This is a genomic window from Streptomyces sp. NPDC041968 (assembly GCF_055589025.1).
Genome location: NZ_JBVJCB010000008.1, coordinates 191,014 through 206,145, shown reverse-complemented (window position 1 = coordinate 206,145; position 15,132 = coordinate 191,014). Strand labels below are relative to the sequence as shown.

Here is a 15,132-nt window from a genome sequence, read left to right as displayed (position 1 = left end):
GGGGCGCGGGGAACTGCGCGGGCGACCACGGCGTACCCGCGGCCGCCGGACCGGCGGAAGCCCCCCGCTCCTTGGGGGCACCGCCTAGCTGCGCAGCGCCGCTCCGACCCGCTCGCCCGCGAGGGCGACCGCCGCATCGCGGGCAGCCGACGCCTCGTCGACCGTCAGCGTCCGGTCCTGCGCGCGGAAGCGCAGCGCGTACGCGAGGGACTTGCGCCCCTCGCCGAGCTGCTCCGCGTTGTCGTAGACGTCGAACAGCCGGATCGACTCCAGCAGTTCGCCGGCGCCCTCGCGCAGCGCCGCCTCGACGTCGGCCGCCGGCACGAAGGCGTCGACGACCAGGGCGACGTCCTGCGTGGCGACCGGGAACGTGGAGATGCCCGGCGCCTGCGGGGTGTCGTCCCCGGCCCGCTGCACCGCGTCGAGGTCGAGTTCCATCGCGCAGCTGCGCGCGGGCAGTCCGAGCGTCTTCAGCACGCGCGGGTGCAGCTCACCGGCGTGCCCGACGACCCGCTCCGCACCGTCCACCGTGAGGGTCAGCTCGGCGCAGCGGCCCGGGTGCCAGGGCCCGTACTGGCCCTTGCGGGTGCCCAGTTCGGCGCCGGCCTCGCGGGCGACGGTGCGGGCGGCCTCGACCGCGTCGGCCCAGTCGGCCGGGCGGCCCTTGCCCCACCAGCCGGCCTGCTCACGGGCGCCGGCCAGGACGACGGCGACGTGCCGCGGCTGGTCGGGCAGCGCGGCGTCCAGCGCGGCGAGGTCGTCGGCGTCGGGCCGTCGGTCCACGGGCAGGTTCGCGGCGACGCGCCGCTCGTCGCGCGGGTGGAAGACCAGGCCGGTCTCGAACAGCGCGAGGTCGTGCGAGCCCCGGCCGTCGTTGCGCCGCAGCGCGCCGAGCAGGCCCGGCAGCAGCGAGGTCCGCAGCGCGGGCTCCTCGTCGCTGAGCGGGTTGACCAGCTTCACGACGCGGCGGGCCGGGTCGTCGGCGTCCAGTCCGAGCTGGTCGAAGACCTGCTCGCTGACGAACGGGTAGTTCGGCGCCTCGACGTACCCGGCGCCGGCCAGGGCGCGTCCGACGCGGCGGTGCAGGCGCTGGCGGGCGGTGAGGCCGCGGCCGGCGGAGGGCCTCGGCAGCGTGGCGGGCAGGTTCTCGTAGCCCTCCAGGCGGATGACCTCCTCGGCGAGGTCGTTGGGGTCGGCGAGGTCCGGCCGCCAGGACGGGACGGTGACGATCAGCTCGTCCTGCCCGTACACGTCGCAGCCGACCTCCTGGAGGCGGCGTACGACGGTCTCGCGGCCGTAGGTCACACCCGCGACCTTGTCCGGGTGGTCGGCCGGGACGCTGATGGTGTGCGGCACCGGTGGGGCGCTGAGCTCCGTGACGCCGGACTCGGCGGTGCCGCCCGCGAGGAGCACCAGCAGGTCGACGGTGCGCTGCGCGGCAGCGGCGGCGGCCTGCGGGTCGACGCCGCGCTCGAAGCGGCGGGACGCCTCGGAGGACAGCTTGTGCCGGCGGGCGGTGCGCGCGATGGCCACCTGGTCGAAGTGGGCGGCCTCGATGACCACGTCACTCGTCGCGCTGTCGGCGTCCCCGTGGTCGGCGATCTCCGTGTGGGCGCCGCCCATGACACCGGCGAGGCCGATCGGGCCGCGGTCGTCGGTGATGACCAGGTCCTCGGTGTGCAGCTTCCGCTCGACGCCGTCGAGGGTGACGATCCTCTCGCCCTCCTCGGCACGGCGCACACCGATGGTGCCCTGGACCAGGGAGCGGTCGTAGGCGTGCAGGGGCTGGCCGAGCTCCATCATCACGTAGTTGGTGACGTCGACGGCGAGCGAGATCGGGCGCATGCCGACCTTCTGGAGCCGGCGCTGGAGCCAGATCGGGGAGCGCGCCTCGGCGCTGAGCCCGGTGACCGTGCGGGCGGTGAAGCGGTCGCAGCCGGTCGGGTCGGCGATCTTCACCGGGTAGCCGTAGGCGTTCGGGGCGGGCACGTCGAGCAGCGCCGGGTCGCGCAGCGGCAGGCCGTAGGCGATGGCGGTCTCGCGGGCGACGCCGCGGATGGACAGGCAGTCGCCGCGGTTGGCGGTGACGGCGATGTCCAGCACCTCGTCGACCAGTTCGAGCAGCTCGATGGCGTCCTTGCCGACCTCGGTCTCGGGCGGCAGCACGATGATGCCGTGGCTGCCGTCGTCGCCCATGCCCAGCTCGTCGCCGGAGCAGATCATGCCGTGGGACGTCTTGCCGTACGTCTTGCGGGCGGAGATCGAGAAGCCGCCCGGCAGGGTGGCGCCGGGGAGGACCACGACGACCTTGTCGCCGACGGCGAAGTTGCGGGCGCCGCAGACGATCTCCTGCGGTTCACCCGTGCCGTTGGCCTGTCCGACGTCGACGGTGCAGAAGCGGATCGGCTTCTTGAAGCCCTCCAGCTCCTCGATGGTGAGGACCTGGCCGACGACGAGGGGGCCCTTGAGGTCGGCGCCGAGGTGCTCGACGGTCTCGACCTCCAGGCCGGCCGAAATCAACTTGGCCTGCACGTCGCGGCCGGTCTGCGTGGCCGGCAGGTCGACGTACTCCCGCAGCCAGGAAAGCGGGACCCGCATCAGATCTCCATCCCGAACGGCCGGGTGAACCGGACGTCACCCTCGACCATGTCTCGCATGTCCTCGACGTTGTGGCGGAACATCAGCATCCGCTCGATGCCGAACCCGAAGGCGAAGCCGCTGTACTTCTCCGGGTCGACGCCGCAGGCGGTGAGCACCCGCGGGTTGACCATGCCGCAGCCGCCCAGCTCGATCCAGCCCTCGCTGGAGCAGGTGCGGCAGGGCCGGTCGGGATTGCCGACGGACGCGCCCTTGCAGACGTAGCAGAGCATGTCCATCTCGGCGGACGGCTCGGTGAAGGGGAAGAAGTTCGGCCGCAGCCGGGTCTTCATCTCCGCGCCGAACAGTGACTGGACCATGTGGTCCAGGGTGCCCTTGAGGTCCGCCATGGTCAGGCCCTCGTCGATGGCGAGCAGCTCGACCTGGTGGAAGACGGGGGTGTGCGTGGCGTCCAGCTCGTCGGTGCGGTACACGCGGCCGGGGCAGATCACGTAGACCGGCAGCTCGCGGTCGAGCGCGGAGCGGATCTGCACCGGCGAGGTGTGGGTGCGCAGCACGACGCAGGAGTCGCCGCCGCCGTCCGGACCCTGGACGAAGAAGGTGTCGGCCTCGCCGCGGGCCGGGTGGTCCGGGCCGATGTTGAGGGCGTCGAAGTTGAACCACTCGGCCTCGGCCTCGGGGCCCTCGGCGACCTCGTAGCCCATGGCCGTGAAGACGTCCTCGATGCGCTCGGAGAGCGTGGTGAGGGGGTGCCGGGCGCCGGCCGGCACCCGGTCGTAGGGCAGCGTGACGTCCACGGCCTCCTCGACCAGGACCCGCGCGTCCCGCTCGGCCTCCAGCTCCTCCTGGCGGGCCGCGAGGGCCTTGTTCACGGCGCCGCGGGCCATGCCGACGCGCTTGCCGGCCTCGGCCTTGGCCTGCGGCGGCAGGGCGCCGATCTCGCGGTTGGCCAGCGCCAGCGGGGAGGTGCCGCCGGTGTGGGCGACCTTCGCCTCCTGGAGCGCGTCGAGGGAGCCCGCTGCGGCGAAGGCGGCGAGCGCCTCGTCCCGCATGCGCTCGATCTCTTCCGGTTTCAACGCCTCGACCTCGACAGGGTCGTACGACTTATTCGGTGCCGACATCTCTTCCCGTGCTTCCGATTGGCTGGCTGGGACGCCCCGTCTACGGTCCGGAGACGATGGTCTGCGGAGCTGGACGCAAAGGTGCCAAAGACCGAGTCTAACGGGGCTGTGGAACGCGACCGCGCCCGTGGGGCCGCTCAGGCCAGGTAGGCCGGGGCCGCCACGGGCAACGTAAATCGGAACTCGGCGCCGCCGCCGGGGGCGCGGCCGACCGTGATGGTGCCGCCGTGGGCCTCGACGATGCCCTTGACGATGTACAGCCCGAGGCCGGTGCCACCGCGCTTGCTGCCCCGCCAGAAGCGGGTGAAGACGCGGTTCATGGACTCCTCCGGGATGCCGGCCCCTTCGTCGCTCACCGTGACCGACGTGCCGATGTCCTCTCCCTCGCGGGGGGACGCCGTGGGCGTGACGTCAATGGTGACGGTTCCCTCGCCGTGGCGCACCGCGTTTTCGAGCAGGTTGCCCAGCACCTGGTCGACCTTGTCGGGGTCGGCCCACAGGTCGGGCAGCGGCTGGGAGACGCGGAGCAGGAAGCGGTCGGCCTCCTGGCCTGCGGCGACGTACGCCTGGATGTGGCGGCCGACGGCGGCGCCGATGTCCACGGGCTGGCGGCGGACCTCCAGCCGGCCCGAGTCGATGCGGGAGATGTCCAGCAGCTCGGCGATGAGCCGGGTGACGCGGTCGGCGTCGGCGTCCACGGTCTCCAGCATCAGCCGCTTCTGATCGTCGGTGAACCGCTCCCACTTGGCCAGCAGGGTGGCCGTGAAGCCCTTGACGGAGGTGAGCGGCGAGCGCAGTTCGTGGGCGACGGTGGCGATCAGCTCGGCGTGGCTGCGTTCGGTACGGCGGCGGGCCTCGGTGTCGCGCAGGGTGACGACGACGCGGTGGACGGGCCCGGTGGGCTCGGTACGGACGTAGCGGGCGGAGACGAGGACCTCCCGGCCGCCGGGCAGCAGGAGATTGCGTTCGGGCTGGCCCACGCGGATGGCGAGGCCGCCGTAGGGGTCGGTCAGCTGCCACCAGCGGCGGCCCTCCAGGTCCTCCAGGGGGAGGGCCTTCTCCAGCGGCTGTCCGAGGGCGTCGGCCGCGGCGACCGCCGTGATGCGCGCGGCGGCGGCGTTGAAGCAGACGACGCGGCCCCGCTCGTCCGCGACGACGAGGCCGTCGGGCAGCTGGTCGGAGCCGATGCCGAGGTCGGCGAGGTCGCCGGGTGCGCGGGGCGCGGGCGGACGCGGCGCCTGGCGTGCTCCCGGTGCACTGCTCGTGCCGACGCTCATCCCCGTACCCCACCTCTCAACCGCTCAGGGGCCTTGAGCTGGTCACCCTACTAGTCCTTGGTGACGGAGCGGCACCCTCCGGCGGCGCGCTGTGCACGCGCCGACGCGTAGAGACATACGGCGGCGGCGGTCGCGAGGTTCAGACTCTCGGCCTTCCCGTGGATCGGGACGCGCAGCACGGCGTCGGCGAGCGCCCGGGTCTCCTCCGGGAGCCCCCAGGCCTCGTTGCCGAAGACCCAGGCGGTGGGGCCGCCCATGGTGCCCTCGTCCAGTTCGGCGTCGAGGTCGTGCTCGCCCGCGCCGTCGGCGGCGAGGATCCGCACACCGGCGTCCCGGAGGCCGGCGACGGCGTGCTCGACGGGTACGCCGACGGCGACCGGCAGGTGGAACAGGGAGCCGACGGAGGCACGGACGGCCTTGGGGTTGTACAGGTCGACGGAGGCGTCGGTGAGGACGACCGCCTCGGCGCCGGCGGCGTCGGCGCAGCGCAGTACGGTGCCGGCGTTGCCGGGGTCGCGGACGTGGGCGAGGACGGCGACCAGCTTCGGGCGGGCGGCGAGGATCTCGTCGAAGGGGGTGTCCAGGAACCGGCAGACCCCGACCAGGCCCTGCGGGGTGACGGTGGTGGAGATGTCCTCGATCACCTGCTCGGCGGCGAGGTGGACCCGGGCGCCCGCCTCGCGGGCGGCGCCGATGATGTCGGCGTAGCGCTCGGCGGCCTCGACGGTGGCGAACACCTCGACGAGGGTGTCCTCGTACCCCGCGGCCTCCCGCACGGCCTGCGGCCCCTCGGCGAGGAACAGCCGCTCCTTCCCCCGGAAGTTCCGCTTCGCCAGCCGCCGCGCGGCGACGACCCGGGGGGAACGGGGGGAGATCAGCTCGGGAGCGGCGGGGCGCATGCGATTCTTCACCTTCACAAGTAGTCGCCGGGTGCGGGCGCGCCCCTCGGGGGCGCGGGGAACTGCGCGACCAGCCACGACGCACCCGCGGACGAGGACGGTGCGCCGGGCGGCAATCGAAGGACCCGCAGGCTCGAAGCCTGCGGGTCCTTCGACGTCGGCTCACAGCCGGCGCAGCGTCACGCGGCCTTCGGCGCGTTGACGTCGCTCGGCAGCGCCTTCTGGGCGACCTCGACGAGCGCGGCGAACGCGGCGGCGTCGTTGACGGCCAGGTCGGCCAGGATCTTGCGGTCCACCTCGATGTTGGCGGCCTTCAGACCCTGGATGAAGCGGTTGTACGTGATGCCGTTGGCGCGGGCAGCGGCGTTGATGCGCTGGATCCACAGCTGGCGGAAGTCACCCTTGCGCTTCTTGCGGTCGTTGTAGTTGTAGACCAGCGAGTGGGTGACCTGCTCCTTGGCCTTGCGGTACAGGCGCGAACGCTGACCGCGGTAACCGGAGGCCTGCTCGAGGATCGCCCGGCGCTTCTTGTGGGCGTTGACTGCCCGCTTGACGCGTGCCACTTGTTAACTCCTTGTAGCGGGGCCGCGGGGATGCTCACGCGGCCCGGTATCGATGGGGTCCCGGTCCAGACGTACGGCGCTCAGAGAGGGCGCCGTGACGTCACTTGCCGAGAAGCTTCTTGATCTTCGCGGCGTCGCCCGGGGCCATCTCGGCGTTGCCGGTGAGGCGACGCGTCACGCGGGACGACTTGTGCTCGAGCAGGTGGCGCTTGCCGGCGCGCTCACGGAGCACCTTGCCGGAGCCGGTGATCTTGAAGCGCTTGCTGGCACCGCTGTGCGACTTGTTCTTCGGCATAGCGCCGTTCTCTCCTCGTCGGTGGCGCTCCGGTGCCCGGTCGTGAAACCGGGCACGGTGGAGCGTCGCTTGTATCGGTTACGTCCTGGGGACCTGGGCCCCCCGGAGTCACGCCTCGGCGGGAGCCTCGGCCGGAGCCTCGGCATCCACCTCGTCGACGTCGTCGGCCTCCGCGGCGTTCTGCGACTTGCCGGGGTTGGCCTTCGCGTCCGCCTTGCGGGCTTCCTGCGCCTGGCGAGCCTCGGCCATCGCCTCGGTCTTCTTCTTGTGCGGACCGAGGACCATGATCATGTTGCGGCCGTCCTGCTTCGGGTTCGACTCCACGAACCCGAGGTCGGCCACGTCCTCCGCGAGACGCTGCAGCAGTCGGTAGCCGAGCTCCGGCCGGGACTGCTCGCGACCACGGAACATGATCGTGATCTTGACCTTGTCGCCCTGCTTGAGGAACCGAACGACGTGACCCTTCTTGGTGTCATAGTCGTGCGGGTCGATCTTCGGCCGGAGCTTCATCTCCTTGATGACCGTGTGCGCCTGGTTCTTGCGCGCCTCACGGGCCTTCATGGCCGACTCGTACTTGAACTTCCCGTAGTCCATGAGCTTGCACACGGGCGGACGGGCGTTCGCCGCGACCTCTACGAGATCGAGGTCGTACTCCTGCGCAAGCTCCAGGGCCTTGGCAAGCGGGACAATCCCGACCTGCTCGCCGCTGGGACCGACAAGTCGCACCTCGGGAACGCGAATCCGGTCGTTGATGCGGGGCTCGGCGCTGATGGATCCTCCTCGGTAGCACCACGCGACGGTCTGGCGGACAGCCGCGTAACGTCTGTGTTCGATAGACCTAACCGCGACGGCGCAACAAAAATGCCCCGGACGATCACAGGCGGGGCTCCTTGAACTGCTACCGGAGCACCGCCGCGATGGCCGCGGGGCGCGATCTCGGGCTGGTCACCGTCGCTGGACGGGACCGCCTGACCGGTGACCCGCCGTCCTGAGGACGGCCAGGTGGGAGTTCGGAGCCTCCACTTGTGGGCCGGACTCGCTGCCGTGGGCGTGCGTGTCCGACCGGTCGTTACACAAGGTTAGCAGCTCGGCAGGGGAAGGGCTAACCGAGACCGGGTGGGGCCGGGTCGCGCGCTGCGCCTATCGTGGGCGCATGAGTGAGACCCCTCCTGAGACGCCCGACTTCGACGCCATGACCCGCGACATCGCCGAGGTCCCCGCGGTCGAGGTGATCGTGACGGTCGCCGTCAACCTGATGAGCGCCGCCGCCGTGAAGCTGGGGCTGACCGAGGAGGGCGACGCGCACAAGGACCTGGACGAGGCCCGCAAGCTGGTGCACGCGCTGGCCGGTCTGCTGGACGCGTCGGCGACGGAGATCAGCTCGTTCCACGCGGCCCCGCTGCGCGACGGGCTGAAGTCGCTCCAGCTGGCCTTCCGCGAGGCCTCGCTCGTCCCCGACGAGCCGGGCCAGGGTCCGGGCGAGAAGTACACCGGCCGGGTCTACGGCTGAGCTGTCCCCTGCGTGGCCGAGCTGTCCCGTACGCAGCCGAGCTACCCCCGCACGTACAAGGGCTCGCCCGGCGGCGTCGCCCCGGCCGGCAGCAGTGCCAGGTCGAGGCCGCGCACCAGGCGGGCCCTCAGCGTCTCGTCGGCGGCGAGGCGCTCGGCGACGGCCCGGGCGGCCGTGGCCGGGTCGGCCCCGGGGTCCAGTTGCAGCGCGAGCGTGCCGTCGGCCCGTCCCGGCCCGAGGTGGGCCCGGAGCACGGCGGGCTCGGCGGCCACCGCGGTGCGCACCGCCTCGGCGACGGCCGGGTCGGCCAGCGGATCGGTCGTCGTACGCCCCTCGGCCAGCGCCAGCAGCACCGCACCGGTCAGCTCGAAGGGCACCGGCCCGGCCAGGTCCAGGACCACCGTGTCCGCCTTCTCGTGAGCGGCGGCCTGCAGGGCCTGGTGCACGGGTACGGCGACGGGACGGGCCGCGGGGTCCCAGCGGGCCAGCGACTCGGTGGAGGTGAAGGCGGGCAGGGCGGTGCGGTCGCCGGCCTTCAGCGTCGGGACCGCCATGTCACTGGTCTTCTCCCGCCGCAGCCCGTTCTCGTCCTCTTCCACATCACCGAGAACGGCCACCACGGGTACGAGCAGCCGGGCTCCCTTGAGGGCCTCCAGCACGGGAGGCAGGGCGGTGCGGTCCTCGGCCCAGGCGGCGAGCGCCGCGCTCAGCCGGGGGTCGGCGGAGCCGTCGTCGTCGGAGTAGCCGGAGTCGGGAATGTTCTTGTTCGCCACGGTCCCGACCCTAGTCCAGGGGCCCGGACAGGTCGCCGAGGCCCACCTCGCGGACGTGCGGACCGGCCCGGCGATCATGGTTGGTAGCCTCGCCGGATGACCGCGACCTTCGACGACGCCGTCCGCGCTCGACTGCGCGCTCCGCACATCTGGTACGTCGGCACGGTGTTCGCCGACGGAGCGCCGCAGGTCAGCCCCATGTGGGTGGACCTGGAAGGGGAGAACGAGCTGACCTTCAACACCTCGGTGGGCCGGGTGAAGGAGGAGAACCTGCGCCGCGACCCCCGGGTCTACCTCTCGCACGCGGACGCCGCCGACCCCTTCGACCGCGTGCAGATCAGCGGGGTGGTGTCCCGCTTCGTCGAGGGCCCGGAGGCACACGACCGGATGGACCGGCTGGCCCGCAAGTACCTGGGCAGCGAGCGCTTCGAGTGGCTCATGCCCGGGGAGCGTCGGATCGCGGTCGTCGTGCGTCCGGTGAAGGTGCGGCACATCGTCGGGGTGGAGCGGTTCCGGCCCGGCGGTCCGGTCCCCGCTCCGTGAGGACGGGCGTCCGGTCGGGCGAACCGGTCGAGGACCGTGACGCGCTGCTGGCCACGGCCATGGCGTCCGTGCACGTGGCGGGCGGCGCGGAGGTGTCGGTGGCGGTGTTCGACCCGGCCTCGGGCGGGAGCGCCTCGTACGGCTCGGGCCGCTACGAGACGGCGAGCATCGTCAAGGTCGACATCCTGGCGGTGCTGCTGCTCCAGGCACAGGACGCGGGGCGTGCGCCGACCGCCGAGGAGGAGGCGCACGCCGTCGCGATGATCGAGCGGAGCGACAACGACTCGGCCTCGGCGCTGTGGCGGGCGATCGGGGCCGCGGACGGGCTCGACGCCGGGAACGCGCGCTTCGGACTGACGCGGACCCGGGGAGGCGACGGACCTCTGTGGGGACTGACGCGGACCACGGCCGCCGACCAGGTCGCGCTGTTGCGGCAGGTGTTCGTGGCGGACGGCTCGGAGCTGAGCGAGGCCTCGCGGGCCTACGTGGGTGGGCTGATGGGTCGGATCACCGAAGGTCAGCGGTGGGGTGTGTCGGCCGCGGCCGACACCGCCGGTGGCTCGGCGTGGGCGCTGAAGAACGGCTGGCTGCGGCGTGGCACCACCGGGCTGTGGGTGGTCGGCAGCATCGGGAGGGTCACGACGGGCGGCCGCGACCGTCTGGTGGCGGTCGTGTCCCGCGGAGGTGCGAGCCGGGCGGAGGGGATCGCGCTCACCGAGGCGGCGGCGCGGGCGGCGGTGTCCGTCTTCCGCGGGGCGGTCCCGCCCGGCGAGGACGACGCGGCCTCTGGTCAGAAGTCCTCGTAGCGTCCGCGGCGGCCCCGCCACAGGACGACGGCCGCGACGATCATGACGCCGCCCGCGCCGCCCGCGAGGGGCGCCGCCCAGGCTGCGGTGCCGTCGTCGGAGGCGGCGGCCTCCGGTCCGGAGCCGAAGTACTCGTCGCCGTAGGCAGCCGGCTTCAGGCCACGCGGCTCCAGGCGTCCCGCCGCCTCGATGGCCGCGGCGGGGTCGACGAAGCCGTAGCCGCGGGAGTCGTCGCGGCCCTCGGCGGGGGCGTTGCGGGCCGTGTCCTCCAAAAGGGACTTGACCTGGGCCGGGGTGAGGTCGGGGTGGGCCGACTTGACCAGGGCGGCGGCCCCGGAGACGAAGGCCGAGGCGGCGCTGGTGCCCCAGCCCTCGTAGTAGCGGTGGTCCGGGTCGGCGATGATCACGTCGACGCCGGGGGCGCTGACCGTGGCGTACCAGCGGCGGGTGGAGAAGGAGGCGCGGGTGCCGTAGCGGTCGACGGCGGTCGCGGCGATCACGCCCGGGTAGGCGGCCGGGTAGGAGACGTGGTCGCCCTTCTCCCCTCCGTTGCCGGCCGAGGCGACGACGACCACGCCCTTCCTCAGGGCGTACTGGATGGCCTCGTCCTCGGCGGGTTCGGGGTGGGCGGAGGCGGAGTCGTCGCCCAGGGAGAGGTTGATGATGTCGGCGCCGTGGTCGGCGGCCCAGCGGATGCCGTCGGCGAGGGCGTTGCCGCGGGTCTTGCGGGCCTTGGCGCGGGAGGGGTCACCGTCCTCCAGGATGACGCGCAGGGGCAGGATCTTCGCCTCCGGGGCGACGCCCATGGCGCCCTCCGCGTTGCCGGCGCCGTGGCCGTGACCGGCGATGATCCCGGCCATGGCAGTGCCGTGCCGGGCCCAGGCGCGGTCCCCCTCGCTCGCGCCGAAGCCGACCAGGTCCTTGCCGTCGAGGACGTTGCCCGCCAGGTCGGGGTGGTCGGCCTCGACCCCGGTGTCCAGGACGGCGACGGTGACGCCCGCGCCCTTGGTGGTGCGCCAGGCCTCGTCGGTGTGCAGGGCGTCCAGGGCCCACTGCTGGGCGCGGATGCCGTCGGCGTGCGCGGCGGGCGCCGGGACGAGGACCAGGGCGGCGGCGAGGAGGAGGCCCAGGGCGCCCTTCCCGCGGACGCCGGTGTGCGGCACGGGGGCGGCGGGCCCCGCGGCGGGGTCGACGGTCTTCACGAGGGACGCTCCGTGGCCGGGCCGACGTTCTTGCGCAGGGCACGTTCGACGCGGTCGGCGAGGCCCTGCGCCTCGTGGCCGAGGCCGGCCTGGGCGGGGGCCGAGCCCGCGCCGGACTCCATGGCCTCCTCGGCGGGCTCGGGCTCGTCGACGCCGCGGCCGTCGGCCCAGCCGGAGACGGCGTAGACGACGACGGGGCCGTCGGTGAGGACGGAGACGGTCCACGAGGCCCGCTGCCGCGCGCCGAAGCCGGCGGCGACGGTGCCCTCGGCGGCGTACGGCAGCGGCATGAGGTCCTCCCGACGGCCCAGGCCCTCCTTCTCGAACCGGCCCGCCAGCGAGGTCATGGCGGCGGCGTCGGCCTTGGTGAAGAGCAGGCCGACGGTGGTGACGTGGCTCTGGGTGGCGTCGGTGTAGGTGGCGCGCAGCAGACGCCGGCAGCCGACGGGGTCGAGGAGCTTGGCCAGCAGGGGGTCGAAGGCGCCCTCGCAGCCGCTGTCCGGCGCGACGGCGACCCGCGTCCAGGTGCGGTCGGCGCCGCCGGGTCCGGCGCCCTGTCCCCGCACGGTGGGCGGGAACAGCTGGTCGACCGGCACGCTGTGCCACAGGTCTCCCGCCTCGGCGAACGCGCCGCGCGCACCGTCGTCGCCCGAGTCCCCGGCGAGCCAGCTGCCGGTGACGGCGCCCGTCACCAGTCCCAGCCCCAGCACGAGGCAGACGGCCGCGGCGAGGGCCTGCGCCCGCCCCCGGCCCCGCCCCCGCTCACCGAACGGATGCGGCCGGGCGTGCTCGTCGTACCCCTCGGGCTCCCCGAACGACACCCGGGGCCGCCCCTCGCCGGTCGCCGTCGGAGCGCTCCAGGACCGCACGGGGTCGGGGGCGGCGACCGTGCCCGTCGGGCCGGACGCGGGGCGCGGCGCCGCCGGCCGTTCCGCTTCCGGTTCCGGTTCCGCCGGGAGGGGGCGGAGGCGCCGGGTCGTCTCGGACGGGGCCTCCGGGGGCGCCGAGTTGTGGTTGCGCGGAGCCTCCGGGGGTGCCGTGGTGCCGTCGCGCGGGGCGTCGGCGGGCGTGCCGGGGCCGCCGGTGGGCGGGGGCGTCATCGGGCCGCGACGGGACGGCCGCGCCGCGCCGGCGCCTGGCGAAGTCCCCGCGGGGGCGTCGGCGCCGCGGGGGGTGGGGGCGCCGGGGACGGGTGTGCCGGGACGGCGCGGTGAAGGTGGCGCAGGACGGTGTGCCCGCTGCGCCCCGCCCTCCACCGGGCCACCGCGGCCGACGGTGGGCGGGGTGTCCGGGAAACGGGCGGAGGCGCGGGGAGGCGGGGGCGCGGGCTCGGTGGCCCGGGAGTCGACGGGCCGCAGGCGCGGGAGACGCGGCCCGGCACCGGAGTCCGGGGCCCCCCGGTCGCCCTCCCGACGCGGGGCGGCCCAGCCGGCGTCCCGGCTGCCGGGTCCGTCTCCCGGGTCCTGCTCCCTCGCCGTGCCCGGTCCGGGGACGCCGTCGTCGGCGGCCGACGGGGACACGTCGGCGTCCCGGGGCGCGTCGGCGTCGCGGGACACGTCGAAGCGCCGGGTGTTCGCGTCGCGTGCCCCCGTGTGCCGGGGAGCGGGGAGAGGCGGCGCGACCGGCGTGTGCCGGTCCGTCCCGGCCAGCTCGCCACCGGCCGCCGACGGCTGTGCCGGCCGGGGCGGGCCGACGGGGCGCGGCGGAGCAGCGGGACGTCGCGGGACGCCCGCGTCCGACGCGAGCGGCGGGGCGCCGGGGTGCGGCGGAGTACCAGGGCGGGGCGAACCTCCCGCCTCCGGCGCGAGCGGTGGTGTGTCCCGGTGCGGCCGAGGCTCGGGGCGGGGCGGGGTGCCGGGGTGCGGCTGGGGCTCCGGGGACGGCCGGGTGCCGGTGCGCCGCGCCGGGTCCGGCGGGCTGCCGGGGTGCGGTGGGGCGGACGGGGGAGGCGGCGTGGCGGGACGGGGCGGGGCGCCGGGGGTCGGTGGGGTCTCCGGGTGGGGCGGGGTCCCCGGGTGCGGGGGGAGGGAGGCGCGGCGCGCTTCCGTGCTCATGCACCCCCCGTTTCCTCGGGCCCGGGCCGTTTCTCCGACGCGGGCCGGTGATGTGGTCTCCTGCCCGGCCCGGCGTGGAGCGATCCGTCCCGGGCACGCATACCCGCACGGGAGGACCGCCACCCGGCGCGGGCTCCGGAGCCCTGCCCCGGGGGCCGTGCCGCCGTGCGTGCGCGTCACTCTACGGCGTGACCCCGCCCGGCGGGGAACCAGTCCGCGCCCCCGTGGCATTGGCCCGGAACGTCCCCCTACCCTGCGGTAATCCTGTCTGGCAGGCTGCGTCCATGACTGCGCGCGCCGCCGACCGGGCCCGTTACGACCGGGCCACCGCCCATCTGGACGCCCCCGTGGCGATCGTGGACCTGGAGGCCTTCGACGCGAACGCGGACGACCTGGTCCGCCGGGCCGGAGGGAAGCCGATCCGGGTCGCCAGCAAGTCCGTACGCTGCCGGGCCCTGCTCGAACGGGTCCTGGCGAGGGACGGTTTCGCGGGTGTCATGTCGTTCACCCTGGCCGAGTCCCTGTGGCTCGCACGCTCAGGGTTCGAGGACGTGCTGCTCGCCTACCCGTCGGCGGACCGCGCCCGGTACGCCGAACTGACCGCCGATCCCAAGCTCGCCTCCGCCGTGACCGTGATGATCGACGATCCGGCGCAGCTGGACCTCATCGACGCGGCACGCGACGGCGGCCGGGAAGTCGTGCGCGTGTGCCTGGAGTTGGACACCTCGCTGCGGCTGCTCGGCGGGCGCGTGCGGGTCGGGGCCCGGCGCTCCCCGCTGCACTCCCCCGCCCAGGTCGCCGACCTGGCCCGCGCGGTGGTCCGCCGGCCTGGGTTCGACGTCGTCGGCATCATGGCGTACGAGGGGCATGTCGCCGGGGTCGGGGACGCGGTGGCGGGGCGGCCGCTGCGGTCGCGGGCGGTGCGGCTGATGCAGGGGGCCGCCCGTCGGGAACTCGCCGAGCGGCGTGGAGCGGTGGTGCGGGCGGTCCGGGCCGTGGTGCCCGGCCTGGAGTTCGTCAACGGCGGTGGCACGGGCAGCGTGCAGCACACCGCCGCGGAGGACGCGGTCACGGAGATCGCCGCCGGCTCCGGGCTGTACGTGCCGCGGCTGTTCGACAACTACACGTCGTTCCGCGGGCGTCCGGCGGCGCTGTTCGCCCAGCCCGTGGTCCGGCGTCCGGGGGTCGGCGTCGTGGCCGTGCTCGGCGGCGGCTATCCGGCCTCCGGCGCGCCCGGCGCCGACCGGCTGCCGGAGCCGTACCTGCCCGAAGGGCTGCGCTACGACTCCCAGGAGGGGGCCGGCGAGGTGCAGACGCCGCTGCTCGGCACGCCCGCCGACGACCTCCTCATCGGCGACAAGGTGTGGTTCCGGCACGCCAAGGCCGGTGAGCTGTGCGAGCGGTTCGACGCGCTGCACCTGGTCGAGGGGGACGCGGTGACGGCGACGGTGCCGACGTACCGGGGCGAGGGGCACACCTACCTGTAGGCGC

At 74.4% G+C, this 15,132-nt stretch carries 14 protein-coding genes; 4 read left to right on the top strand and 10 right to left on the bottom strand.

The window, feature by feature from the left end:
* Positions 1-84 precede the first annotated feature (84 nt).
* The 7 genes from pheT to infC form a co-directional block, all read right to left on the bottom strand.
* Positions 85-2,598, bottom strand: coding sequence for a phenylalanine--tRNA ligase subunit beta (pheT, locus tag ACZ6EG_RS20990; RefSeq protein WP_469606490.1), 2,514 nt, complete (start codon positions 2,596-2,598; stop codon positions 85-87).
* The gene (gene pheS, locus ACZ6EG_RS20985; RefSeq protein WP_469606487.1) at positions 2,598-3,719 is read right to left on the bottom strand and encodes a phenylalanine--tRNA ligase subunit alpha; all 1,122 of its coding nucleotides are present in this window, start codon (positions 3,717-3,719) and stop codon (positions 2,598-2,600) included. Before pheS ends, pheT begins: the two co-directional genes overlap by 1 nt.
* A 137-nt stretch (positions 3,720-3,856) precedes the next feature.
* Positions 3,857-4,996 carry a sensor histidine kinase gene (locus ACZ6EG_RS20980; protein WP_391970262.1) on the bottom strand — a complete coding sequence of 380 codons (1,140 nt, stop codon included), beginning with the start codon at positions 4,994-4,996 and terminating at the stop codon, positions 3,857-3,859.
* Between the two features lie 50 nt (positions 4,997-5,046).
* Positions 5,047-5,895, bottom strand: coding sequence for a TrmH family RNA methyltransferase (locus ACZ6EG_RS20975; RefSeq protein WP_469606483.1), 849 nt, complete (start codon positions 5,893-5,895; stop codon positions 5,047-5,049).
* 179 nt (positions 5,896-6,074) lie between these two features.
* A complete protein-coding gene (gene rplT / locus ACZ6EG_RS20970) occupies positions 6,075-6,458 on the bottom strand; it encodes a 50S ribosomal protein L20 (protein ID WP_053128232.1) in 384 nt (127 codons plus the stop codon).
* Positions 6,459-6,558: 100 nt separating this feature from the next.
* Positions 6,559-6,753, bottom strand: a complete 195-nt coding sequence (gene rpmI / locus ACZ6EG_RS20965; protein WP_003977225.1) for a 50S ribosomal protein L35 — start codon at positions 6,751-6,753, stop codon at positions 6,559-6,561.
* Between the two features lie 108 nt (positions 6,754-6,861).
* The gene (gene infC / locus ACZ6EG_RS20960) at positions 6,862-7,524 is read right to left on the bottom strand and encodes a translation initiation factor IF-3 (protein WP_356606209.1); all 663 of its coding nucleotides are present in this window, start codon (positions 7,522-7,524) and stop codon (positions 6,862-6,864) included.
* Between the two features lie 382 nt (positions 7,525-7,906).
* On the opposite strand from infC, the gene ACZ6EG_RS20955 reads away from it, so the two are divergent.
* Positions 7,907-8,263, top strand: a complete 357-nt coding sequence (locus tag ACZ6EG_RS20955) for a DUF1844 domain-containing protein (protein WP_053128235.1) — start codon at positions 7,907-7,909, stop codon at positions 8,261-8,263.
* Between the two features lie 41 nt (positions 8,264-8,304).
* Here the strand turns inward: ACZ6EG_RS20955 and ACZ6EG_RS20950 are convergent, their stop codons facing one another.
* Positions 8,305-9,036: an SseB family protein gene (locus tag ACZ6EG_RS20950; RefSeq protein WP_391970260.1), complete on the bottom strand. Its 732-nt coding sequence runs from the start codon at positions 9,034-9,036 to the stop codon at positions 8,305-8,307.
* A gap of 96 nt (positions 9,037-9,132) precedes the next feature.
* Here ACZ6EG_RS20950 and ACZ6EG_RS20945 point away from each other — a divergent pair, with 96 nt between their 5' ends.
* Together ACZ6EG_RS20945 and ACZ6EG_RS20940 are read left to right on the top strand one after the other, a co-directional pair.
* A complete protein-coding gene (locus tag ACZ6EG_RS20945; RefSeq protein ID WP_391970259.1) occupies positions 9,133-9,579 on the top strand; it encodes a TIGR03618 family F420-dependent PPOX class oxidoreductase in 447 nt (148 codons plus the stop codon).
* Between the two features lie 59 nt (positions 9,580-9,638).
* Positions 9,639-10,385, top strand: coding sequence for a serine hydrolase (locus ACZ6EG_RS20940; protein ID WP_391970258.1), 747 nt, complete (start codon positions 9,639-9,641; stop codon positions 10,383-10,385).
* On the opposite strand, the gene mycP is transcribed toward ACZ6EG_RS20940, so the two are convergent.
* Positions 10,370-11,587, bottom strand: coding sequence for a type VII secretion-associated serine protease mycosin (gene mycP, locus ACZ6EG_RS20935; protein WP_391970257.1), 1,218 nt, complete (start codon positions 11,585-11,587; stop codon positions 10,370-10,372). The genes ACZ6EG_RS20940 and mycP overlap by 16 nt on opposite strands.
* Positions 11,584-12,687 carry a hypothetical protein gene (locus ACZ6EG_RS20930; protein WP_469606476.1) on the bottom strand — a complete coding sequence of 368 codons (1,104 nt, stop codon included), beginning with the start codon at positions 12,685-12,687 and terminating at the stop codon, positions 11,584-11,586. The genes mycP and ACZ6EG_RS20930 overlap by 4 nt, the downstream gene beginning before the upstream one ends.
* Positions 12,688-13,925: 1,238 nt before the next feature.
* On the opposite strand from ACZ6EG_RS20930, the gene ACZ6EG_RS20925 reads away from it, so the two are divergent.
* The gene (locus ACZ6EG_RS20925; RefSeq protein ID WP_391970255.1) at positions 13,926-15,128 is read left to right on the top strand and encodes an amino acid deaminase/aldolase; all 1,203 of its coding nucleotides are present in this window, start codon (positions 13,926-13,928) and stop codon (positions 15,126-15,128) included.
* The last annotated feature ends 4 nt before the right edge of the window (positions 15,129-15,132 follow it).

Coding starts and splice junctions, on each gene's coding strand:
- pheT (WP_469606490.1), bottom strand. CDS start 2,598: ATGCGGGTCCCGCTTTCCTGGCTGCGGGAGTACGTCGACCTGCCGGCC.
- pheS (WP_469606487.1), bottom strand. CDS start 3,719: ATGTCGGCACCGAATAAGTCGTACGACCCTGTCGAGGTCGAGGCGTTG.
- ACZ6EG_RS20980 (WP_391970262.1), bottom strand. CDS start 4,996: ATGAGCGTCGGCACGAGCAGTGCACCGGGAGCACGCCAGGCGCCGCGT.
- ACZ6EG_RS20975 (WP_469606483.1), bottom strand. CDS start 5,895: ATGCGCCCCGCCGCTCCCGAGCTGATCTCCCCCCGTTCCCCCCGGGTC.
- rpmI (WP_003977225.1), bottom strand. CDS start 6,753: ATGCCGAAGAACAAGTCGCACAGCGGTGCCAGCAAGCGCTTCAAGATC.
- ACZ6EG_RS20955 (WP_053128235.1), top strand. CDS start 7,907: ATGAGTGAGACCCCTCCTGAGACGCCCGACTTCGACGCCATGACCCGC.
- ACZ6EG_RS20945 (WP_391970259.1), top strand. CDS start 9,133: ATGACCGCGACCTTCGACGACGCCGTCCGCGCTCGACTGCGCGCTCCG.
- ACZ6EG_RS20940 (WP_391970258.1), top strand. CDS start 9,639: ATGGCGTCCGTGCACGTGGCGGGCGGCGCGGAGGTGTCGGTGGCGGTG.
- ACZ6EG_RS20930 (WP_469606476.1), bottom strand. CDS start 12,687: ATGACGCCCCCGCCCACCGGCGGCCCCGGCACGCCCGCCGACGCCCCG.
- ACZ6EG_RS20925 (WP_391970255.1), top strand. CDS start 13,926: ATGACTGCGCGCGCCGCCGACCGGGCCCGTTACGACCGGGCCACCGCC.